Annotated in this window: 12 protein-coding genes; 6 read left to right on the forward strand and 6 right to left on the reverse strand. The window is 57.5% G+C overall.

The window, feature by feature from the left end:
* Nucleotides 1-162 precede the first annotated feature (162 nt).
* The 6 genes from HMPREF2682_RS08680 to HMPREF2682_RS08705 all read left to right on the forward strand — a co-directional run bounded on the left by HMPREF2682_RS08680 (nucleotide 163) and on the right by HMPREF2682_RS08705 (nucleotide 9,799).
* Nucleotides 163-1,326 (forward strand): heme/hemin ABC transporter substrate-binding protein, encoded by a 1,164-nt coding sequence (locus HMPREF2682_RS08680; protein WP_070833321.1) that lies wholly within the window; start codon nucleotides 163-165, stop codon nucleotides 1,324-1,326.
* Nucleotides 1,326-2,405: a FecCD family ABC transporter permease gene (locus HMPREF2682_RS08685; protein ID WP_070833323.1), complete on the forward strand. Its 1,080-nt coding sequence runs from the start codon at nucleotides 1,326-1,328 to the stop codon at nucleotides 2,403-2,405. The genes HMPREF2682_RS08680 and HMPREF2682_RS08685 overlap by 1 nt, the downstream gene beginning before the upstream one ends.
* Entirely contained in the window at nucleotides 2,402-3,172 is a 771-nt protein-coding gene (locus HMPREF2682_RS08690) for a heme ABC transporter ATP-binding protein (RefSeq protein WP_012904204.1), read from the forward strand. Before HMPREF2682_RS08685 ends, HMPREF2682_RS08690 begins: the two co-directional genes overlap by 4 nt.
* 241 nt (nucleotides 3,173-3,413) lie before the next feature.
* Complete coding sequence (locus HMPREF2682_RS08695; protein ID WP_070833326.1) at nucleotides 3,414-5,972, forward strand: HAD-IC family P-type ATPase; 2,559 nt, start codon at nucleotides 3,414-3,416, stop codon at nucleotides 5,970-5,972.
* A 532-nt stretch (nucleotides 5,973-6,504) separates the two neighbouring features.
* Nucleotides 6,505-8,574 (forward strand): glucose PTS transporter subunit IIA, encoded by a 2,070-nt coding sequence (locus tag HMPREF2682_RS08700; protein ID WP_070833329.1) that lies wholly within the window; start codon nucleotides 6,505-6,507, stop codon nucleotides 8,572-8,574.
* A 196-nt stretch (nucleotides 8,575-8,770) separates the two neighbouring features.
* Nucleotides 8,771-9,799: a dihydrodipicolinate synthase gene (locus HMPREF2682_RS08705; protein WP_246827301.1), complete on the forward strand. Its 1,029-nt coding sequence runs from the start codon at nucleotides 8,771-8,773 to the stop codon at nucleotides 9,797-9,799.
* 174 nt (nucleotides 9,800-9,973) lie between these two features.
* On the opposite strand, the gene HMPREF2682_RS08710 is transcribed toward HMPREF2682_RS08705, so the two are convergent.
* The 6 genes from HMPREF2682_RS08710 to HMPREF2682_RS08735 all read right to left on the reverse strand — a co-directional run bounded on the left by HMPREF2682_RS08710 (nucleotide 9,974) and on the right by HMPREF2682_RS08735 (nucleotide 22,026).
* A complete protein-coding gene (locus HMPREF2682_RS08710; protein WP_070675461.1) occupies nucleotides 9,974-11,680 on the reverse strand; it encodes an ABC transporter family substrate-binding protein in 1,707 nt (568 codons plus the stop codon).
* 257 nt (nucleotides 11,681-11,937) lie between these two features.
* Complete coding sequence (locus tag HMPREF2682_RS08715; protein ID WP_070833332.1) at nucleotides 11,938-13,638, reverse strand: ABC transporter family substrate-binding protein; 1,701 nt, start codon at nucleotides 13,636-13,638, stop codon at nucleotides 11,938-11,940.
* A 331-nt stretch (nucleotides 13,639-13,969) separates the two neighbouring features.
* The gene (locus tag HMPREF2682_RS08720) at nucleotides 13,970-15,679 is read right to left on the reverse strand and encodes an ABC transporter family substrate-binding protein (protein ID WP_070833335.1); all 1,710 of its coding nucleotides are present in this window, start codon (nucleotides 15,677-15,679) and stop codon (nucleotides 13,970-13,972) included.
* Nucleotides 15,680-16,122: 443 nt separating this feature from the next.
* Nucleotides 16,123-17,823 (reverse strand): ABC transporter family substrate-binding protein, encoded by a 1,701-nt coding sequence (locus tag HMPREF2682_RS08725; protein ID WP_070833338.1) that lies wholly within the window; start codon nucleotides 17,821-17,823, stop codon nucleotides 16,123-16,125.
* 403 nt (nucleotides 17,824-18,226) lie between these two features.
* The gene (locus HMPREF2682_RS08730) at nucleotides 18,227-19,957 is read right to left on the reverse strand and encodes an ABC transporter family substrate-binding protein (protein WP_070833340.1); all 1,731 of its coding nucleotides are present in this window, start codon (nucleotides 19,955-19,957) and stop codon (nucleotides 18,227-18,229) included.
* A 368-nt stretch (nucleotides 19,958-20,325) separates the two neighbouring features.
* Nucleotides 20,326-22,026 carry an ABC transporter family substrate-binding protein gene (locus HMPREF2682_RS08735; RefSeq protein WP_070833343.1) on the reverse strand — a complete coding sequence of 567 codons (1,701 nt, stop codon included), beginning with the start codon at nucleotides 22,024-22,026 and terminating at the stop codon, nucleotides 20,326-20,328.
* Nucleotides 22,027-22,373 lie beyond the last annotated feature (347 nt).

The following is a 22,373-nucleotide window of genomic DNA, read 5'->3' on the forward strand; positions in this document are numbered from 1 at the left end:
ACACTGTCGGCTCACCCGTGAAACTCAACCATGAGGTTCACCGGTAAGCCGACACGGTCCGTGCGGGGGTGCAGATTTTCACTGCACCCCCGCTTCAGGTGCCAGGTTTTACCCTGGCGCCTACCCCAGTTTTTCTAACTCCCTTTTTTCTGTGAGACGACGATGTTTTCTTCCCTTTCTTCTTCTGCCCTGAACCGCCGCGATGCAGTGAAGTATGCGGCGTTCTCCATCACTTCCGCGTTTCTGCTGAGCTCTTGCGGTGTGGGTACTCAGAACCCGGCCTCTTCTTCAAGCACTTCGCAGGCTGTGGTGGATGAGCAGAGCACCCGCACCGTTTTGGAGAACCTTGCCGATCAGTTGCGTTCTTCTATTGCCCCTGATCAGAAGGCTCTGCGCGGCCCCAATAGCGCCGCGGATACCCCCGAAATTCAGCCGATGGTCGATACCCCCACTCCGGCTTTCCCGGTGACCTTCAAGGATTTCAACGGCACCGAGGTGACCGTTAAGTCCGCTGACCGTGTGCTGGCGCTGGACCTGTACGGCACTCTGGCTCAGCAGATGATTGCGCTGGGTCTGGGCGGTCGCCTGGTCGGTCGTGTCACCTCCTCGACGGAGCAGTCGCTGGCTCATCTGCCGCTGGTGACCCAGAACGGTCACGACCTGAACGCTGAGGCGATTCTGGCGACCTCCCCGGACCTGGTGCTGTGGGATAAGAGCAACGGCCCGATTGAGATTGTGGATCAGCTGCGCGCTGCGGGCGTGACCGTGGTGGTCTTCGATCATGAGCGTCGTATGGATAAGATCATTCCGCAGCTCAAGGCTGTTGCGCAGGCACTTGGTGTTCCGGAGGCGGGCGAGCAGGTTGCTGCCCGCGTACAGAAGGACCTGGATTATGCCCTGCAGGTGCTCAAGGACGTTGCCCCGAAGGGTGCACAGCAGGTGTCGTTCGCATTCTTGTACGTGCGCGGTACCGCTGGCGTGTTCTTTGTGCTCGGCAAGGGTTCGGGCGCTGACGATTTGATTCAGGCTATTGGCGGCAAGGATGTGGCGTCTGAGCAGAACGCGACGAATATTATTCCGGCGACCAGTGAGGCGCTGGTGAAGCTGAACCCCGACGTCATTCTGACCATGAGCGGCGGCATTAAGTCCACCGGTGGTTTGGATGGTTTCTTGGCTCGCCCGGGTGTGGGTGAGACGACTGCCGGTAAGAATAAGCGCATTATTGATATGGGTGACGGCCAGATTCTGTCCTATGGCCCGAATACTCCGGCGGTTTTGCTCTCGCTGGCTAAGGCTGCGTACTCCACTCCTGCGGGGGGCCAGTAGTGGCTGCCGTGAAGAGTGCGGCGGGTGCGCGGGATTATCGTGCTTCGCGTCGGCGTCGTGCCGGTCTGACGTTTACGTTTTTGGCAGTGGCGCTATGCGTTGTGATGGTGCTGTCTGCGGGTTTGGGCCAGTACAATATCCCGATTGATCAGGTGGTTGCTTCTGTGGGCCGCCGTCTGGGTTTTGCGCCGGAGAACCCGGCGATGCAGCTGGCGGATAGTACTCTGTGGAATATCCGTTTCCCGCGTGTGCTGTTGGGCGTGCTGGTGGGTGCCGCTTTGGGTACTTCCGGTGCGGTGATGCAGTCGGTGTTTGGTAACCCGTTGGCTGAGCCGGGCGTGATTGGTGTTTCCTCGGGTGCGGCGGTTGGCGCGTGTTTGTCGATTGTGTTGAACCTGCAGTTCTTCGGTATTTTCACGACTCCTGCATTCGCGTTTGTGGGTGCGTTGGCGGCTACTGCGCTAGTGTATTTCCTGTCGCGTTCTTCGGGTCGTGCGAAGGTCCTGTCGATGATTTTGACGGGTATTGCGGTGACTGCGGTGGCGAATGCGATTATTGCGTTCCTCATGTTTATTGCTGATACGACGAGCCGCGATCAGATTGTGTTCTGGCAGATGGGTTCGCTGAACGGTTCCACGTGGAAGGCTGTGGCGAGCGTGTGGCCGGTTATTCTGATCGGCTTGGTGGCGTGTTTTGTGATGGCTTCTTCGCTGGATGTTCTGGCGTTGGGTGAGCGTGCGGCGCAGCATTCGGGTGTGAACGTGGAGCGCCTACGTGCGGTGTCTATTGCGGCGACGGCTTTGTTGACGGGTGCTGCGGTGGCGTATGCGGGCATTATTGCGTTTATTGGCCTGATTATTCCTCACCTGTTGCGCATGATTTTGGGTCCGTCGAATCGTGTGTTGTTGCCGGCTTCGGCATTGGGTGGCGCGCTGTTGATTGCGCTGTCTGATTTGGGTGCGCGTACGCTGGTGCCTTTTGCTGATTTGCCGATTGGTATTTTTACGGCTTTGGTGGGCGGCCCGACGTTCTTCGTGTTGTTGCGTCGTTCCCTGGGTCAGGGCGGAGGTGCTTCGTGAGTGAGTTGTTGAGCCTGTCCGGTGTGTGTTTTAACGCTGGTGGGCGTCAGATTTTGAATGATGTGTCTCTGTCGGTTGCTGCGGGCGAGGTTGTGTCGCTGATTGGCCCTAATGGTGCCGGTAAGTCGACTCTGTTGGGTGTGATTGCTGGTGATATTGCGCCCAGTGGCGGTGAGATTCTACTGGATGGCACCCCTTTGGGTTCGATTCCTGCCCGTCAGATGGCGCGTCAGCGTGCGATGCTGCTGCAGAAGTTGAATGTGGCGTTTTCGTACACGGTGCATGAGGTGGTTCAGATGGGCCGCACCCCGTGGAAGGGCACGGAGCGCGCTGAAGAGGATGACGCCGTGGTTGCTTCGATGATGGAGCGTACGTCGGTGACTCATTTGTCGGATCGCGATATTACGACCCTGTCCGGTGGTGAGAGTGGCCGTGCGCATTTGGCGCGTGTGTTCGCTCAGCAGACTCCGCTGATTCTTTTGGATGAGCCGACTGCGGCGTTGGATATTACGCATCAGGAGCAGACGTTGCGGGTGAGCCGCGAGTTGGCTGCTGAGGGTGCTGCGGTGTTGACGGTGCTTCATGACTTGGATGTGGCGGCTGCGTATTCTGACCGTATGGTGTTGTTGCGTGGTGGTGAGGTGGTTGCTTCGGGCGCCCCTGAGCAGGTGTGTTCGGCGGAGTTGTTGTCTGAGGTGTATCAGCATCCGATTGAGGTGTTGAGGCATCCGGTAACGAATCGTTTGTTGATTCTGCCGGAGCGCTGAGTCTGCTGGCGCGCTGATTTTATGGGGCGTTAGCGAACCATCCCGCAAACACTTTCCATCTCAAAATATGCCAGTATTCGCATATATTAAATCTCCGTTCTGGAATGGCTGTAAATATCAGTTCATTACAGGGCGGAGATTATCTTTATCCCCTTCTGCACGGATACACTGAAAGGTAGTGTCCGCAATACTGAACTCTATTCAGTTCAGCATTCCATCCATTCGAGAAAGAGACCCCCGCATGGATCCTCAGCAGAAAACGGCAACGCCTGCCGTTGCCGGCTACATTCCCGAATATTCTGAAACACCGCATAGCGGATCTTTCGATATTGCCCAGCACGGTTTGAGCAGCGATGATGTTGCTCGTCTGACTGCTGAGGGTAGGGTCAATACCCAGAACAATAAGTCTTCTCGCACGCTGTGGAGCATTATGCGTGCGCACCTGTTCACGGTCTTCAACTTTGTGTTGGGTGCCTGTGGTGCCGTGGTGATCATGTACCAGCGTTGGGCTGATCTGCTCTTCCTGGCGGCTGTTATCGCTAACGTGGTGATTGGTTTTGTGCAGGAGTACAAGGCGAAGCTTGAGCTGGACCGCATCTCCCTGCTGGACCGCTCCCCCGCTACTGCCGTGCGTGACGGTAAGAGCGTTGAGGTTCCGATGGAGCAGCTGGTTGAGGGTGACGTTGTCATCCTCAAGCGCGGCGATCAGGTTCCCGCGGATGCTGTTGTACTCACCTCCGATTCTTTGGAGCTGGACGAGTCCCTGCTGACCGGTGAGAACGACCCGATTGCTAAGCGCCCCGGCGATATGGTGCTGTCGGCGTCGAGTGTGCTGGGTGGTACCGGCCGCGTCCTGCTGTCGCATGTGGGTGCGAATTCTCGTGCAAGCAAGATTTCTGACGAGGCGCGCCAGTTCTCGCGTATTCAGTCTGAGCTACGTGATGCGCTGAACCGTGTGGTCCGCTGGATTACGGTGGGTCTTGCGGTCATTATTCCTGTGGTGTCGTGGGGTCAGATTCAGGCGGCTGGCGGCCTGGAGACCGTGCAGCAGAACCACCTGTGGGAGCAGGTTTCTATTGCGGTGGTGTCTTCGGTTGCTTCGATGATTCCGCAGGGCCTGGCACTGATGACTACTCTGGCGTTTGCGGCGGCGGCTGTGGCGCTGGGCCGTAAGCACAACATCCTGGTGCAGGAGCAGCCTGCGGTTGAGGTGCTGGCTCGTGTGGACGTGGTCTGCTTTGATAAGACCGGTACTCTCACCGAGGGTGGCGTGATTTTTGATTCGGTGCGCCCGCTGGACACCGTTGCTGAGGCTGAGGGCCCCGACGCTGACTCGGCTGAGCACACTTCCTGGCGTGGTTCTCTGCCTGCCGGCTGGAATGAGGCGCTGGCATGGTTCGGTCACGATGAGAACGCGAACCCGACCGCGGCGGCTCTGACCGGCGGTTTCCCGGATGCTTCTTCGGCGTCGGTGAGCGGTATCGTGCCGTTCTCGTCGGCTCTGCGTTTTAGCGCGATTGAGTTTAAGGATTCGGGTGCGTGGCTTCTGGGTGCTCCGGAGGCGCTTCTCGCCAAGGGCACCGCTGAGCGTGAGCGTGCCGCCGAGCTGGCGGCGCTGGGTCTGCGCACGATGGTTTTGGCGCATGCTTCTGCGGTGGTCCGCAATGAGAAGGATGAGCCGATCCAGAAGATCCCGTCGGATGCTACCCCAGTTCTGTTCGTGATTTTCCGTGAGAATGTGCGTGCGGATGCGCCTGAGATTGTGGAGTATTTCCACCGTCAGGGCGTGACGTTGAAGGTCTTCTCGGGTGATAACCCGTTCACTGTGGCTGCGGCTGCGAAGACCGCGGGCATGGATACTTCCGCGGGTGCGGTTGATGCGTCGACTCTGCCTGAGGACGGTCCGGAGCTTGCTGAGGCTGCGGCTACTCACAATATTTTCGGTCGTGTGTCGCCCGAGCAGAAGAAGAACATGGTGATTGCTCTGAAGGAGCGTGGCCATGTGGTGGCGATGACCGGTGACGGCATTAACGACGCTCTGGCGCTCAAGCATGCAAGCTTGGGTATTGCGATGGGCAACGCGGCTCCTGCGACGAAGGCTGTTTCTCGCCTGGTTCTGCTGGACGGTAAGTTCTCGTCTCTGCCGGCTGCGCTGGAGCAGGGCCGTCAGGTTATTACGAACATTGAGATGGTGGCGAACCTGTTCTTGACGAAGACCGGTTTCGCGATTCTGCTGGGTGTTCTGTTCAGCCTCTTCGGTTTGACCTTCCCGTTCTTGCCGCGTCAGTACTCGACGGCTGACTTCTTGATTGTGGGTGCGTCGTCCTTCGCGTTGACTCTGCTGCCGAATTCGCGCCGTTACGTGCCGGGCTTCTTGCGCCGCGTGCTGAATTACACGGTCCCGAACTCGATTATTGTGGTTGCGATGCTGTTGGCGGTGACGTTCACGGCTCGTGGCATGGGCGTTGAGGATATCCGTCAGATTCAGACGGCTTCGTTCATCACTCTGGTGATGATGGGCCTGTGGAACTTGGCTGCGGTGGCTCGCCCGTTCAACCGCGCGCGTGTTCTGCTGTTTGGTGCGTTGCTGGCTGTGTTCTTCGCGGCGCTGTTCGTGCCGATTCTGGTTGAGTACCACCAGTTCGTTACTGTGCTTCCGCACCTGCTGTGGACGGCTCTGGGTGCTGGTGCTCTGGGTGCCGTGCTGATTGAGGTGAATGCGCATCGTAACCGCCGTTGGCAGAAGCGTCATTACCCTGAGCTGGAGGTTGCTCCGCTGAATTTCTTCCCGGCTAAGTAGTTAGCTGGAGGTAGTTGCTTCGGTGGCGTGTGGGCCCCGTATCCTGTGGATGCGGGGCCCTTCCGCGTCTTCGCATGTGGCCCCTCCGGAGTGCGCGGGAGCCCGCCGGGAGACTCCCGCAAGCAGTGTCGAGGGCGTGCCCCAGCTATCACTTGGGTGAAACATTTAACAGCTTCTGATAGCTTCTACCTCTCACCTTGCTCTTAACCTGGGAAAACCCTTAGAGTTACAGGGAACTATTTGAGAAGGGAAACCTTCTTCAGGGTTGTTACTGATTTGGCAGGCAAGACCTGAGTTACTCAACACCGTAGTGGGACAGCAGTACCTTCTGCTGAATATTCCCCTCTATTTGCTGTACCGAAGCTCCAATAGTGGGCACGAGTGTAGTGCTTCCGGTGGTCGAGAGACTCGGGTCTTTTGTGTTTTCTGGGGTGTTACCCGCTTCTGGGTTTCCCCTTTCTGGGGTCCCCGGCGAGCGCAGCCTCCTGTAGCAACACGTAGTAGACATTGACCGCATATCTAAGGAAGTATCGTGAATAACCGCGAACTTGGCGAGAAGATTCTTGACGGCCTGGGTGGCCCCGAGAACATCGCGCACATTACTCACTGTGCAACCCGCCTTCGTGTCACTCCTGTGTCTAACGATGCAGTGCAGAACAAGAAGATTGAGAGCCTGCCCGGCGTTCTCTCTGTGATTGAGCAGTCCGGCCAGACTCAGGTTGTTCTGGGCGAGCGCGTTGAGGCTGTGTACAACGAGATCAACGCTCTGCCTTCTATGTCCGGCCACGCTGAGGGTGACACCAAGGTTGAGGCTGAAGGCAAGAAGTCCGGCTGGCTTACCAACGTCTTCGACGTTCTGTCTGACTCCTTCCGTCCTCTGCTGTGGGCACTTCTGGGTACCTCGATGATTCTGACCCTGATTGTGTTCCTGCAGCAGCTGGGCTTCTTCGGCCAGTACACTGACTTGACCGGTCAGAGCGTGAACATTGACATCATTAACGGTGCTCGTGTGGCTGACCCCGAGGCTGCTAAGGCGCTGAACACCCAGTGGATGCAGCAGTTTGCTTTCTGGTACATCCTGAAGGCTGCTTCGCTGTCGGTTCTGAACTTCATGCCTATCATGCTGGGTGCTACCGCTGCTAAGCGTCTGGGCGCGAACATGTGGGTTGGTGCGGCTATCCCCGCTGCACTGATGACCGGTACCTTCACCGATTTGACTGCTCTTGCTGACCCCGCCACTAAGATTCTGAACGTTCCGTTCTTCGGTATGGATCTGCCGCTGTACGCATTCAGCTACACCGGTCAGGTCTTCCCCCCGCTGCTGGCTGTTGCTCTGCTGGCTCCGTTTGAGCGCTTCCTGAAGAAGGTTATTCCTTCGATGCTGCAGATGGTGTTCGTGCCGATGATTTCGGTCATCGTTCTGGTTCCGGTGACCGCGTTCCTGGTTGGCCCCATCGGTATCGGTGTTGCTATGGGCATCTCTGACTTCCTGAAGATGGTTAACGACCAGGCTCCGGCTCTGGTTGGTGCTCTGATTGCTGGTCTGTACCTGTTCATGGTTCCGCTGGGTCTGCACTGGCCGCTGAACGCTGTCATGATTAACAACCTGCAGACCATGGGTACTGACTTCATTCAGTCCCCGATGGGTGCTTACAACTTCGCTGTGTTCGGTGTTGTGACCGGTGTGGCTATTAAGGCTAAGCACGACCGCGAGCTGCGCCAGACCGCTGTTGGTGCGTCGATGTCCGGTCTGCTCGGTGGTATTTCTGAGCCGTCCCTGTACGGTGTTGTGCTCCGCTACAAGCGCGTGATCCCGATTATTCTGGTTCCCGCTGTTATTGGTGGCGCTACCATTTCCTTCCTGGGCGTTAAGTCCTACGCGTTCGCGTTCACTTCGCTGCTGTCGATTCCGGCTATGCAGCCCTCGTACCTGTACGTGATTGGTCTGGCTATTGCGTTCTTCGGCGCTATGACCGGTGTTCTGCTGTTCGGTTACGAGTCGAAGGCTGACGCTGTAAGGCACGCTGCGGAGCGTAAGGCTGAGGATGCTGAGGCCGCTCCTAAGGCTGAGGCTGTTGCCGCTAAGGCTGCTCCGGCTGCTGCCGCTACTGCGACCGCCGCCGCGGCTCCCGCTGCAGCCGGTGAGGTCATTGAGCTGCACGCCCCGATTGAGGGTACCGCCGTTGCTCTGGCCGATGTTCCGGACCCGATTTTCGCGGCTGGCAAGCTGGGCGAGGGTGTGGCGATTGAGCCGACCGGTACCACTGTTGCTGCTCCCGCAGCCGGTAAGGTTGCCGCAACCTACCCCTCGGGCCACGCTGTGGGCCTGAAGCTGGAGAACGGCATTGAGCTGCTGATTCACGTTGGTCTGGATACCGTGAACCTTGACGGTAAGGGCTTCAGCGTGAAGGTTGCCAAGGGCGATGTTGTTGCCGCCGGCGACACTCTGATTGAGTTCGATCCCGAGGTCATCAAGGATGCGGGTTACCCGCTGATTACCCCGGTGATTGTCACCAACACCCGCAAGTTTGCTGAGGTTAAGGGTCTGCCGGGCGTTGCTCACCAGAACCTGAGCACCGTCCTGAAGGTGACCACTAAGTAGTTCGCTTTCTGAGGCTCTAAGGGGCCCCGCCATCGTGGCGGGGTCCCTTTCCTTATACTCCCTTTCCCTTATGCCCTGCTTCCTGATGTGCTGAGTCTTTGGGCCGGGTTTGCTGGGCTTAGGCACTGGCCGGGGGGTATTTCTGCTAATGTGATAATAAGCTCAACAAGGAAGTTCTCACGTGATAGGGAGTACGATGATGTCTTCTGATACTAGGACATGGGATACCGGGGTGTGGGAAGAGCAGCAAAAAGAGTTGCATGCTCTTTCTCCTGTTCGACGGCTGATGCGCCGGCTCAATCTTGAGGCGCTCGTCTACGATTCCCCGCCGTTCCCGGTTCTGCTGCGTAAGCTCTCCGCGCTGATTCCAGCCTGCCTTCTGTGGTGGGTTATCTATGAGCCGCACCGGCTTGCCTCTTCCTCCCATCTCCCCGAGGGTGCTCACGCTATTACGCTGCTCCCCGGAGCCTGGGGTGACCCCGCCACGGGGGCTTACGGCGGTCTTCCTGAGCTGCCCGGCGTCCTCTTGCGCTGGGTACTGTGCATCGCGGCAATGGTAGCTGTCGTTCATCTCTGGGGCGTTAAGGCGAAGGGCCAGAGCTTCACCATTCCTCGGGATGCGCGTTCACGGCTGATTGCGCTGATGCAGGCTCTCGGCATTTTCGGTGCGTTTGCGCTGGTGGTCTGGATTGAATACATGATGACTCCGCTAACCCTCATGTTTGAAACCGTGTATGCAGGCCCCACCGCAGCCTATAGCGGGGACGGCATGATTCCCCTGCACCTGTTTCTATCCTCGTCGTTGAGCGCTATTTTCTTGGGCTATTTTTGCGTGAACATTCTTGCCTCGCTGAACATCCCCGGGTACCTGGGCATCCCCGCCATTATTTACGTGGGGGCGCTTCCCTGGGCTCAGGCGGAGCGGCACCAGTTCACGTTGGCGCTGGTGTGGGTCATCGCAGTGACGCTGGTGAGTTGGCTCGTGCGCGGCATGTGGGGCACCGTGTTCGCCTGCGTGGGCTATTCTCTCTGGATTGTGCTGGTTGCAACCAGCGGTGATCCTTTTGATCTATCCGCCAATATGAGCCGTGTGCTCGTGATTTTGGGCTTCCCGTTGGCTTTCATCGTCGTTGGAGGCGGTATTTACCGCATCTTCTATCTGCGGCAGAACCCGAAGATGTTGAGGTACCTGCAGGAGCGCGCCCTGTACCTGGGCGAGTGGTAGCAACCGGTTAGGGCGGCACTCCCCTCCCCCAGTTTTTGTAATTACATATCCCGCTAACGTGTCCCGCTAAAGGGCACAGAACAAAGGGAACAGAAAAATCCCGGGCACTCTCGTTTGAGAGTACCCGGGATTCTGTTGTCCTACAGGACGGCTAGAGCGTTACCGTAAGCGGTACTACTCCTGCCAGCCAACGTTGACCCAGTAGTCAGCGCTGGTGTAGCTCTGCTTGAACAGGGACGGACCGTAGTTCGCGACCTTAGCCTTGACAGCGGCGTACATCGGGCCGTTTGCGTAGGGCAGGTACACTGCGACCTTCTCGTAGTAGAGCTTCTCCGCCTCGTTAGCGATCTTGATGCGCTCGTCTGCGTTCTCGGTGTTCTGCAGCTTCTCGATGAGCTTATCAACCTCGGGGTCACCGACTCCGAACACCTCGGTGGTGAAGAAGTAGGGTGCCGAGGAAGCCAGGTCGGGCAGAACGCCCCAACCGGTGAAGATTGCTTCGTAGCTCTTCTGGCCGAGCACGGAGTTGGAGTTCGACTGCGGCTGGTTGTCAGCGCTCAGGCGGATACCTGCGGACTTCAGCTGCTGCTCCAGAATCTGGTAGACCGCCTGGTAGACAGCCTCGGAACCGAAGGAGGTCAGGGCGAAGCCAGCAACCTTGCCGTTCTTAGCGTAGTAGTCGCCGGACTTGGAGTAGCCTGCGGCCTCCAGAATCTTGCCAGCTGCCTGTGCACCGGTGTCACCAGCGTAGTTGTTCTGGTAACCCTTCTGGAACGGCATTGCGATGATGGAGCCGGGCAGCGGCTCGGTCCAGCCGAGCTGCGAGAAGTATGCCTTAGCGATCTGCTCGCGGTCCACAGAAGCGAGGATTGCGCGGCGCAGTGCCAGGTCCTCGATGCGCTTGGGGTTCAGCTGAATGATGTTGACGTTGGTGTTCTGGCTCTGGCGAATCTCGGTGCCTGCCTGGCCCTTCACAGCGTTGTAGCTGGTTGCGCCAACGAAGGTGAAGGCGTCCAGTTCGCCGTTCTTGAAGCTTGCACGGATTGCTTCGGAGTCCATCTGACGCCAGATGATGCGGTCCAGCACCGGCTTCTCGCCCCACCACTTGTCGTTCTTGACCAGGGTGAGCACCTTCTGGGAGGAGTTCCACTCGCCAACCTTGAAGGGGCCAGCCCAGTACTGGTCGAGGGGCTTGTCAACGAAGCCTTCGTTGAAGAGGTTGACGTCTTCCAGGGCGGGGTGGATTGCGAAGGCGCACAGACCCTCGGAGGGGTAGTACGGAGCCTTCATGGTGACCTTGACGTGGAAGTTGTCGCCGTCCACAGCCTCGATGCTCTCAACCTGCTGCCACATGGTGTTGTCGGTGATGTGGTAGGGGTTGTCGGTGGTTGCGCGGTAGACCTTCCACACGGCGCGAACAGCGTTCACGTCCATGGGGGTGCCGTCGTTGAAGGCAGCCTTGGGGTTGATCTTGAAGGTCGCGGTCTGCACGCCATCGACGGTCTCGGTCTTGTGCTCGGTGCAGAACTCGGGGTTGAGGGTGCCTTCACCGTCGGGGCTCATGGTGTAGAAGCCCATCACGGCGGGAATGTTGCAGGGTGCCAGTGCGTCCAGGTTGCTGGAGGTGTAGCCGCTCTGGGTCTGCAGGTTGAAGTTCGGGCCCAGGGCGGTAGCCGCGAGGGTCAGGGTGCCGCCCTGCTTGAGGGAGGAACGGTCCTGCTTGTTGACCTGAAGGTTCTTCAGAATATCTTCAGCGTTGTTAGCGGCGCTACCGCCAACCTTTTCCTTCGATGAGCTGCCGCAGGCAGCCAGTAGACCAACGGTGCCGAGGGCAACGGTGCCGGTCAGGAGGGTACGGCGAGAGACAGACATGCTCTTCATGGAATTTCTCCTAGAGTATTCGCAGTGTTGTGGAGGCGGCGTGCGAACGGTGCATAACCAACGCTCCAACCCGGCGGGAGGACAGTCTCTGCCGGGGTTGCGGGCAGAATGCCCACATTTGTTTTAAGTATATCCGTGTGACTCTCTTAGGAACGGGAAAGCGGCGTGCTACAGAAGGTTTTAATCCTTTTGTAACACGCCGCTTCAGCGCTTTTACCCCTTATGGAGTGTGTGAGCGGTGCTCAACGCTTAGATTTTTACTTCTCCCAACCGACGTTGATCCATACGTTCGGGTTGTAGTAGGGCAGACCGAAGAGCATGGGGCCGTAGTTCGCCAGACCCTTACGGCACGCCTTGAAGTTCGGGCCGTTGTGGGTGGGCACGTAGATGGCAACCTCTTCCAGGTGGCGCTTCTCCAGCTCGTTCATGATCTTGAGCTGTTCCTTCGGGTCCTCGGTGGACATCATGGTTGCTGCCAGCGAGTCCAGATCCTTACCGTGACCGTTGTTGGTCTCGGAGATGTAGAAGTAGTTCGCTGCATCCACCGGGGAGGTAGTGATGCCGTAGCCACCGGTCTTAATCGCGAAGTTCTTCGAGGAGATGATGCTCGACATTTCAGAGGCACCGTGGTTCTCGATGGTCAGTTCAACGCCGATTTCCTTCATCTGCTGGACAAGGAACTGCGCGGTGGAGCTGACGACCGGGTCGCTACCGAAGGTGATGACCGGGTAGGAGACCTTAGCGCCGTCCTTAGCGTAGTAGTCGCCGTTCTTGGTGTAGCCTGCGTCCTCCAGGATCTTGGTGGCGACGTCCTTGCCGAGCTTGGTCGGGTAGTTATCCTGGTAGCCTTCCTGCATGGGTAGCATGCACATGGAGCCGGGCAGGGTTTCCTTCCAGCCGAGCTTCTCGTAGCGCAGCTTCTGCAGCTGCTCACGGTTGAGGGCTGCAACGAATGCGCGGCGGACGGGCAGGGGCACCTTTTCGGGGTTGATTTCGTAGTTACCGACAGCCAGTGCGCTACCCTTGCGGATGTCGATGTTGCTGAGGCTGGAGAGCTCGTTGTAGGAGCTGAGGGTACTGGCGTCCACGTAGTCGATTTCGCCGTTCTTGTAAGCTGCCTGCTCTGCCTGGGAGCTCATTTCACGCCAGGTGATGCGCTCAAGAGCGGGCTTCTGGCCCCACCACTTGTCGTTGCGGACGACGGTGAGCACCTTGGAGGAGGAGTTCCACTCGCCGACCTTGAAGGGGCCTGCCCAGTACTGGTCGAGGGGCTTGTCGTTCAGACCGTCGTTGAAGAATTTGGGGTCGGCGAATGCCGGGTGCAGGAACGAGGTGAAGCTGCCTTCGATGGGGTACCAGGGCTTGGACATGGTGACCTTCACGTGGCGGGTATCGCCGTCCACTGCCTCGACGCTTGCGACCTGCTCCCAGATGGGCGAGGGGGTGATCTGGTAATCCGAACCGGATGCCGCGGCGGTGTAGATGGTCTGGTAGCTCTTGACGGCGTTCACGTCGATGGGGGTACCGTCATTGAAGGCTGCCTTGGGGTTGATCTTGAAGGTCACGGTCTGCACGCCGTCAACGGTCTGCGCCTTGTACTCGGTGACGTAGTCCTCGTTCATGTGCGACTCGCCGCGGAAGTCAGCGTAGAAGCCGCCGGTGAAGGCGGAGTTGATTGCCGCCTGAATGTTCAGGTTACCGGCGGTGTAGCCGTTGGTGTTGAGGATGTTGAAGTTGGGGCCAATGCCGTCAGCGCTCAGGCGCAGTTCGCCGCCGTCCTTGAGGGCGGAGCGGTCCTTCTCGTTGTAGGAGACTGCCTTGGACAGGTCGTCGCCGGCGGAGAGAGCGCTGGTTTCGTTCTTGGAGGAGTTGCCGCCGCAGGCTGCGAGCAGGCCGACGGTACCCAGGGCAACGGTGCCGGTGAGCAGGGTACGACGGTTGAGGGTGAAAGTGGTCATTAGTTTTCCTCAGTTAGGTGGGATGCTGCTTTGCTGTACGCGGGGGAACACAACCCGCACACCTTTGTGACAGCACGCACATTTTGCATTGGCAATAGTATACACACATTTCCCATGCAATATGACCCAGTTCACCATTCCAGGGAAAATATTTCAGTCAATTCCCGAAACCACCCCACCACAAAACCACCCATCAAAAACGCAGAAAAGTCCCGCAGCACCCCGCCTCTGAGGCGGAATACCGCGGGACTTTACCCTCCGGAGCCTTATACCGGCGCCTCCAAAAATTCAGAAACTACCGAATAGGAATCCAGAAAATTAACCTGTGGCTTTAGTTCTGCCAACCCACATTGGTCCAGCGCTTGGGGTCGGTGTAGCTGGTTGCGAAGAGGGAAGGACCGTAGTTAGCCAGCTTCTCCTTCACAGCTGCGTAGCTGGGGCCGTTAGCGTAGGGGAAGTAAATAGCAACCTTCTCCATGTGCTGCTTCTCAGCCTCAGCAGCCATCTTCAGCTGCTCCTCGTGGGATTCCTTCTCGTAAATGGACGCGATGAACTTATCCAGTTCAGGATCGCCCACACCCTCGTTGATTTCGCTGGTATAGAAGTACTGAACGCTATCTGCGGGGTCAGCACCAATACCCCAACCGGAGAAGGCGCAGTCGTACTGCTTAGAGCCCATCACGGAGTTGAACTGGGACTGCGGCTGGTTGTCCTGCTCGAGCTTAATACCTGCCGCTTTGAGCTGCTGCTCAAGGTTCTGGAACTGAGCCAGGGAGGTTGCATCCGAACCGAAGTAGGTGATGGAGAAGCCTGCAGTCTTACCGTCCTTGGCGTAGTAGTCGCCATTCTTGGAGTAGCCTGCTGCTTCCAGGATCTTTGCCGCAGCCTCGGCGCCGGGGTTGGTGGGCATAGCGTCCTGGTAGCCCTTCTGGAAGGGCATAGCAATCATGGAGCCGGTCAGAGGCTCTTCCCAGTTGATCTGGCCAAACTTGACCTTAGCCAGCTGGGAGCGGTCAACCGCGGCGAAGACTGCACGGCGCAGGGCGGTGTCGGTCACGCGGGTCGGGTTAAACTGCAGGTTGATCACGCCGACGCTCTGGCCGGAGCGAATCTGGACACCGGGCTGACCCTTGACAGCATTGTAGGTTGCCAGGCCAGCGAAGCCAATGCTGTCCAGCTCGCCATTCTTGAACGCTGCGCGCTCTGCTTCGTCGCCCATTTCACGCCAGATAATGCGGTCCAGCAGAGGCTTCTCGCCCCACCACTTGTCGTTGGGCACGAGGGTGAGGGTCTTAGCCGAAGAGTTCCACTCGCCAATCTTGAAGGGGCCGGACCAGTACTGATCCATGGGCTTGTTCACGAAGCCGTTGTTGAAGAGCTCCTTGTCGGTCAGTGCGGGGTGCAGACCGAGCAGGCCGAGGGTCTCGGCAGGGTACAGGGGCTTGGACATAACGATCTTGACGCGGGTCTTGTCGCCATCCACGGGGTCGATGGACGCTACCTGCTGCCAGAAGGGAGCGGCGATGACGTTGTAGCCGTCATCGGGGTTGCGATAGACGGTCCACGCGGCGCGGATTGCCTCAATGTCAACGGGGGTGCCGTCATTGAAGACAGCCTTAGAGTTGAGCTTGAAGGTGATGGTCTGCACGCCGCCAACGGTCTCTGCCTTGTAGTCGCTGACATAGTCGTCGTTGAGGCTGTATTCGCCAGCAGGGCTCAGGGAGGTGAAGCCGATAGCGGAGGGGATGTTGCAGGCGCCACCGAATGCGGTGAGGTTCTCGGTGGTGTAGCCGCTCTGAGTCAGAATGTTGAAGTTCGGGCCGACTGCAGAGACGCTACCGCGGAACTCGCCACCCTGCTTGAGGGAGGAGCGGTCCTGCTTGTTGATTTCGAGGTTCTTGACGATTTCCTCGGTGCTCGAAGCAGCCTTACCGCTAATCTTCTTATCCGAACCGCCACCGCACGCAGCCAGCAGGCCAACGGTACCCAGGGCAACAGTGCCGGTCAGCAGGGTACGGCGGTTAATACGCAGATGAGTCATGTGTTCTCCTCGTGCCGGAGGGCTCGGGTGTACTTCGTATGGCGCACGATGTTGTGCGCCAGTTTTTGCAGTGGCGACGAAGCCTCTGCCGATCACCCTTGTGAGAGCCCCCACATTGTTTGTGATTGAAACACAGTATACCCCCAAAAGAAGCGGCGCAGACCACATTCCAACCTCCACACAAACCGTACGGCGTATAAAAATGATGCATACGGTATCTTCAGCCCGCGTCATTACACGGAACACATGCATAAAAACTAAAAAATAAAATATTGTGTTCGATCAGCATGCGAGCGCGTCACATCCGGCGCTTTGAGAATCGTTACACATTAAAAGCGCATCGACGGGCAGCTAAACCGATCTGCACTTTCCAAAAGAAAAAGCTCCCCGTCCCTATACGACACTGCGAAAACGTATAGGGGCGGGGAGCTTAAAACTGCGGCTTATGCCATCCAGCCAACCGAAGACCAGTCGGTGCTCTTGAAGAGGAACGCACCGTAGTTAGCGAGCTTCGGGCGGCATGCCTTGAAGTCCGGGCCATTGAGGAACGGGATGAAGAGGCAAACCTCGCGCATGTGCTTCTTCTCAATCTCGTTGCACTTCTCGGCGCGCTTAGCGTCGTCGAGGATGGTAATCATCTCGTCGACCATAGCGTCAATTTCGGGGGTTCCGACGCCGTCCCAGTTCTTCGAGGAGTAGAAGTACTCGGCAGCACTGGTCGGCTCAGAGCTCACGCCGAAGCCCGAAATGCTCACGTCGTACTCGCGGTTACCAACAACCTTCGAGAATTCAGACTGTGCACGCGAATCGAGCTCGAAGTTAATGCCGATTTCCTTCATGCTCTGAATGAAGGTCTGTGCCTGACCCTTGGTGGTGGCGTCATCACCGAAGGTAGTCAGCTTCAGGGTGATGGTCTTGCCATCCTTCGCGTAGAAGTCGCCAGACTTGGTGTAGCCTGCGTTCTCCAGGACCTTGCGTGCTTCCTCCGGGCTACGTGCCGGGTAGTTGTCACGGTAGTACTGGGAGGAACTCAGCAGAAGCATCGAGCCGGGAACTTCTTCTTCGTAGGGCAGACCCTGGAAGCGAATCTTTGCCAGAGCACCACGGTCGATACCCAGGAAGATTGCCTTACGGACAGCAACATCGGTGATGTGCTGTGCGTTCAGGTTCATACCGCCGGCGAAGAGGCGGCGACCGCGGCGAATCTCAGAGTTCGCAACGTCCTTCATCTCGTTGTAGGCGCTGAGGGTACGTGCTTCCACGACGTCCAGTTCGCCGTTCTTATAGGCGGCGCGAGCTGCAGCGTCTGCCATTTCACGCACGACGATGCGGTCCAGCTTGGGCTTGTCACCCCACCACTTGTCGTTGGGCACAGCGGTGAAGGTCTTCTCGGAGGAGTTCCAGCCGTTGGGTGCCAGGGTGAAGGGGCCGCAACCGAGCTCGGGGTGGGGGTTGTCCACGAAACCTTCATTGAAGAGGTTTATGTCAAGCATTGCCGGGTGCAGGATTCCGCCGAAGAGCAGACCCTTGACGGGGTTGTGTGCGGTCTTGAAGACAACGCGTGCGTGGTAGCGGTCGCCGTCGATAGCTTCAACGCTTTCGATAAACTCGTAGATACCTGCAGCGCCAATCTTGTACGCCCCCTCGGGGTCACGCTGAATCTGCCAGGTTGCCTTGAGAGCGTCGATGTCGATGGGGGTGCCGTCATTGAAGACTGCCTTGGGGTTCAGGCGAACCTCGGCGGTGATCTTACCGTCTACTTCCTTCGCTTCAAAGCCGAGGCAGTAGTTGGGGTCGAGCTCATCTTCACCCTTGAAGGTGCTGCGCCAGATGCCGGCACCGGCGATAATGCCCATAGTTTCGGAGACGGAGGTGCTGGAGCCGTTCTGGGAGAAACGGTTGAAGTCCGGGCCGAGGGAGTAGGTGCTCAGGTTTAGGGTACCGCCCTGCTTGAGCTTCGAGGGGTCCTGCTCGTTGATTTCATAGAACGGGGTTTCGCTTGCCTTGTGCTCGGTCTTGGAGGATGAGGATCCACAAGCGCTCAGTACGCCGGCAGCAGCGACGGCGGTTGCGCCGCCGAACAGTACGCGGCGGCTCATGATGGGGTTGAATCCGGAGAGGGAGGGGAGGGACTGGGGGCTCATGACGGGCTCCTTGTGGGTGTGGACTGCGTTGATGCAGTGTTGGCAGTGTGGGTGGCTCCGCATGCTCGGGAGGCGGGGTGTCCGTCTGCAGGAGCGCCTGCTATCTGCGGTGATGGGCGGGCAGGTGAAGCCATGCAAAATAATGTGACTTAAAGCTATGTCCTAAGCCACATTTAATATTTTTAGTAGTGTACACCACATATCTCACCGCAGGTGCGCAACACGATAAATATTTCTAAATTATTACGCCCGAGCATATATCCACACCGCCAGAGCACGCTGCCAGAGCCTCCTACATCTCTGCACACCCGCCCCTCCCCCGCCTCCCAAAATAGCCAGCGGGCACAACAAAGCGGGCCGAATGCGCGCATACGCATTCGACCCGCTCATAGGGCAGAACCGATTAGGAGTTCATCCAACCCACGGCGGTCCAGTCCGTAGTCTTGTAGAGGCTCGGACCATAGTTAGCCAGGGTCTTCTTGACCATCACGAAGTCAGGACCGTTCGTAATGGTACCCAGGAAGGCGAACTCAGCCATGTGCTTCTTCTCAATCTCGTTACAGGCAAGGTTACGTTCCTTGTCATCCTCAATGAGGGTCATGGCGTCGATGAGGGCATCGATTTCCTTGCTGCCGATACCTTCATTGTTCTCGGAGTAGTAGAACTGCTTGGTACCCTCGGTTGCGTCAGCAGAGACCGAGTAGCCACTGAAGGAAATATCGTAATCCCAGTTACCCAGCACGCTAGCGAATTCACTATCGGCACGCTGGTCAATGCGGATCTCGATACCGACATCCTTCATCTGCTGAGTGAAGGTCTGGGCCTTACCCTTGGTGGTCGGATCGTCACCAAAGACCACCACGGCACAGCCGGCCTTCGTATCATCCTTCTCGTAGTAGTCGCCGTTCTTGGTGTAGCCGGCAGCTTCCAGAATCTTCTGCGCCTCCGAAACACTATTATTCGGGGTCGGGTAGGAGTCCTGGTAATAGGGCGAGAAGGGCATGTGAATCATCGAACCGGGGATGGTTTCCTCGTAGGGCAGGCCCTGGAACTGAATCTTCGCAAGCGATTCACGGTTGGTGCCGGCAAAGATTGCCTTACGCAGGGCGGCATCCTTCACGCGGCGGGGATTAATATCCAGACCACCGGCGTAGAGGCGGGTACCCTTACGCAATTCGGTACCTGCCACGTTCTTCACCTCGGCGTAAATGGAGGAGGTATTCGCGCCGATAGCGTCAATCTCGTCGTTCTTGAACGCAGCACGCGAAGCACTGGACTCCATCTGGGTAAAGACGATCTTGTCCAGCAGGGGCTTGGTGCCCCACCACTTGTCATTGGGCACAACGCTGAAGGTCTTCGCAGTGGAGTCCCAGCCCTTGTTAGCCAGGGTGAAGGGGCCCGCCCAATACTCGGGGTGGGGCGCATCCACAAAGCCGTTATTGAAGAGCTCGACGTCTTCCAGTGCGGGGTGCAGAATCACGGAGAAGAGACTCTGCAGCGGGTAGTAGGGCTTGGAGAAGGTGACGGTTGCGCTGTAGTCATCTTCACCCTTTTCGACGGATTCAACGAATTCGTAGATACCGGGAGCAACGATGTTGTAACCGTTATCCAGGCTCTTGAAGACGTTCCAGGTGGACTGGAGTGCCTTGTAGGTGATGGGGGTGCCATCAGTGAAGACAGCCTTGGGATTGAGCTTAATCGCAACCTGAATCTTGTCATCCTTCTTGGTGTGCTCGAAGGAGACAGCGAAGTCGGTGTTCAGCTTGTAGGTACCGTCAAAGTCGAGGTTCCACAGGCCCGCCTGGCTAATGGTGCTCATAACGTTGACGTTATCGGTGGTGTTACCGCTCTGGGTGTGGAAGTTGAAGTTCGGGCCGATGGCACCGGCGGGCAGGCGCAGGGTGCCACCCTTCTTGAGGCTGTTTACGTCCTGAGCGTTGATGTCGTACAGGTCTTCAATGTTGGCACCGGCGCCAGCTGCCTTGGTCTTTTCGGAGCTTGCGCTGCCGTTGCCACAGGCGCTAAGCAGACCGACAGCTCCCAGAGCCGCGGTGCCGCCAATAAGGGCGCGGCGGCTGAAGCTGTTCTTGGTCGCTTCGTGGCTACTCGCGGTGTATGCGGTGTTGGCGGTCATGGGAGTTGTTTCCTTCTGTTGTATGCGGGCGGGTATATCCCGTATTCCCGAAGTGATGATTATTTATGCATGACACTGCATAACTTTGTATAACTCCACTGTAACGCCTACCCGAGACAAAAACCAAGCATTTTCACAATATTTCTTAATATTTATCGTGCTTTTTGAATGTTCATACTATGCATACGCTGTTTTTGTGCGAATTTTTCGGATTTTATCGGATAGCTATACTTCCGCTCCCCCGCATCGGTACACAAAAACACCCAAAGCACCCCCTCCAGAAATGCAAAAAGTGTCCACCCGGATCATCCGGGTGGACACTTTCAATAGCTCTAGGCTAATCACCTAGTAGGTGAAGGGAAGAGGACTTACTTAGCCCAACCAACCTTCTCCCAGTGAATGCCGGTGCCCTGGAAGAGGGACACACCGTAGTTGTGCAGACCCTTCTTCACGAACTTGTACTCGGGGCCGTTGATGAGCGGAATCAGCACTGCGAACTCAGCCAGGTGCTTCTTCTCAATCTCGTTGCAAGCCAGGTTGCGTTCCTTGTTGTCAGCAATGAGCTTCATCTTTGCAATCATCTCATTGATCTCATCGGAACCGGCTTCCTCGGGCTTACGGCGCATGTAGAACTGCTCGGTAGCCTCGGTAGCATCCGGGGAGCTCGGAGCGAAACCGGAAGAGGTTGCGTCGTAATCCTTGGATGCCATGGTCTTGTTAAACTCGCTAACAGCACGGGAGTCAAGCTCAGCATTAATGCCTGCAGACTTCAGCTGCTGAACCAGGGTCTGACCGACAGCCTTGGAGGTGGGGTCCTCACCGAAGATGGAGAACTTGAAGGCAGCCTGCTTGCCGTCCTTCTCGTAGAACTCGCCGTTCTTGGTGTAACCTGCCTCTTCCAGAATCTTGGCAGCTGCAGCAGCATCGTTGTTCGGAGTCGGGTAAACGTCCTGGTAGTACTCGTTGAAGGGCATGTGAATCATCGAGCCGGGAAGCTTCTCTTTGTAATCCAGGCCCTGGAAACGAATCTTGGCGAGAGCCTCACGGTTCAGACCAGCAACCACAGCACGACGCAGAGCAACATCCTGCATGCGGGCGGGGTTCATGGTCACGCCACCGGAGAACAGGCGAGCGCCTCGGCGAATCTCGGTGTTAGCAACTTCCTTGAGCTCATTGTATGCAGAAACAGTAGTAGCACCAATCGCATCAAGCTCATCGTTCTTGAATGCTGCGCGCTCAGCAGCGGAATCCATCTGACGGAAGACGATACGCTCCAGAACGGGCTTCTCACCCCACCACTTCTCATTGCGGGTCAGGGTCAGGGTCTTTTCGGTAGAGTTCCAGCCACCCTCGGCAATGGTGAAGGGACCAACCCAGTACTCGGGGTGCGGCTTGTCCACGAAACCAGTGTTGAAGAGTTCCTTGTCCAGCAGAGCCGGGTGCATAATGCCAGCGAAGAGGGTCTCCAGCGGGTAGTAAGGTGCGGAGAAAGTTACCTTCACCTTGAAGTCATCACCGTCGCGCTCCACGGAAGCAATGCTGCTGTAGATGCCGCTGGTACCAATCTTGTAGCCGCCATCGGTGCTCTTGAGGACCTCCCAGGTAGCCTGCAGAGCCTTGTAGTCGATGGGGGTACCGTCGTTGAACTTAGCCTGGGGGTTCAGCTCAATGGAGACAACGGGCAGACCGTTTTCCTCGGCGACATCGAAGCTCTTCGCAAAATCGGGAGCCAGAGTGCGCTTACCCATGGGGTCACCCTGCCACAGGCCTGCGTAAGCCACGGGGCTCATAGCAGTCTGGGTGTACAGGGAGTTGCCGTCCGCGCTGAAAAGGTTGAAGTCCGGACCAATACCGGGAATAGCCAGGCGCAGAGTGCCGCCATCCTTCAGCTCAGATACAGCTGCCTCACCAAGGTCATAAAGCTCCTTGGCATCGGTGCCCACGGTTGCACCCTGGGTGGTTGCCTTGGAGTCCTTGGACGAGCCGCACGCAGCCAGTACGCCCACGGTACCCAGTGCTGCAGCGCCACCGAGAACGGTACGACGGTTCAGGATGAAATTCTTCTCCATGAGAGTGTCCTCTTATACGTTTGACCCTCAATAATCCCGCAGGAAAGCGTCAAGGATTCCCTGCTCATGCGCCGCCCAAAGGGTGCGGTGAGCGATGAATTAGTGCCGGTCTATGAATGTGTTCCTTCGGGTACGCCCCTAGCGGCGCGCCCATGGCTTAATTATGGCTTACAGCCCGCAGGAAAGCCCGCCCATAAATATTCATATCTTGAATGGTGAGAAAGGTTATACCTAGTCAGGGCGGTTTTGCCTGTTTCCTGGGGCGTTTCAGTGCCTAGCGCCACATTCTGCGGCTCCCAGCGTCTCACTAGGTGACAATCTCGAACAACGTACAAGCCCGCCGATAC

This window comes from Rothia sp. HMSC061D12 (assembly GCF_001836735.1).
Taxonomy (GTDB): domain Bacteria; phylum Actinomycetota; class Actinomycetes; order Actinomycetales; family Micrococcaceae; genus Rothia.

What these genes read in the sequence shown, in the direction of transcription:
- HMPREF2682_RS08730 (WP_070833340.1), bottom strand. Translation starts at nt 19,957, where the DNA reads ATGACCGCCAACACCGCATACACCGCGAGTAGCCACGAAGCGACCAAG.
- HMPREF2682_RS08735 (WP_070833343.1), bottom strand. Translation starts at nt 22,026, where the DNA reads ATGGAGAAGAATTTCATCCTGAACCGTCGTACCGTTCTCGGTGGCGCT.
- HMPREF2682_RS08715 (WP_070833332.1), bottom strand. Translation starts at nt 13,638, where the DNA reads ATGACCACTTTCACCCTCAACCGTCGTACCCTGCTCACCGGCACCGTT.
- HMPREF2682_RS08695 (WP_070833326.1), top strand. Translation starts at nt 3,414, where the DNA reads ATGGATCCTCAGCAGAAAACGGCAACGCCTGCCGTTGCCGGCTACATT.
- HMPREF2682_RS08710 (WP_070675461.1), bottom strand. Translation starts at nt 11,680, where the DNA reads ATGAAGAGCATGTCTGTCTCTCGCCGTACCCTCCTGACCGGCACCGTT.
- HMPREF2682_RS08680 (WP_070833321.1), top strand. Translation starts at nt 163, where the DNA reads ATGTTTTCTTCCCTTTCTTCTTCTGCCCTGAACCGCCGCGATGCAGTG.
- HMPREF2682_RS08725 (WP_070833338.1), bottom strand. Translation starts at nt 17,823, where the DNA reads ATGAGCCCCCAGTCCCTCCCCTCCCTCTCCGGATTCAACCCCATCATG.
- HMPREF2682_RS08720 (WP_070833335.1), bottom strand. Translation starts at nt 15,679, where the DNA reads ATGACTCATCTGCGTATTAACCGCCGTACCCTGCTGACCGGCACTGTT.
- HMPREF2682_RS08705 (WP_246827301.1), top strand. Translation starts at nt 8,771, where the DNA reads ATGATGTCTTCTGATACTAGGACATGGGATACCGGGGTGTGGGAAGAG.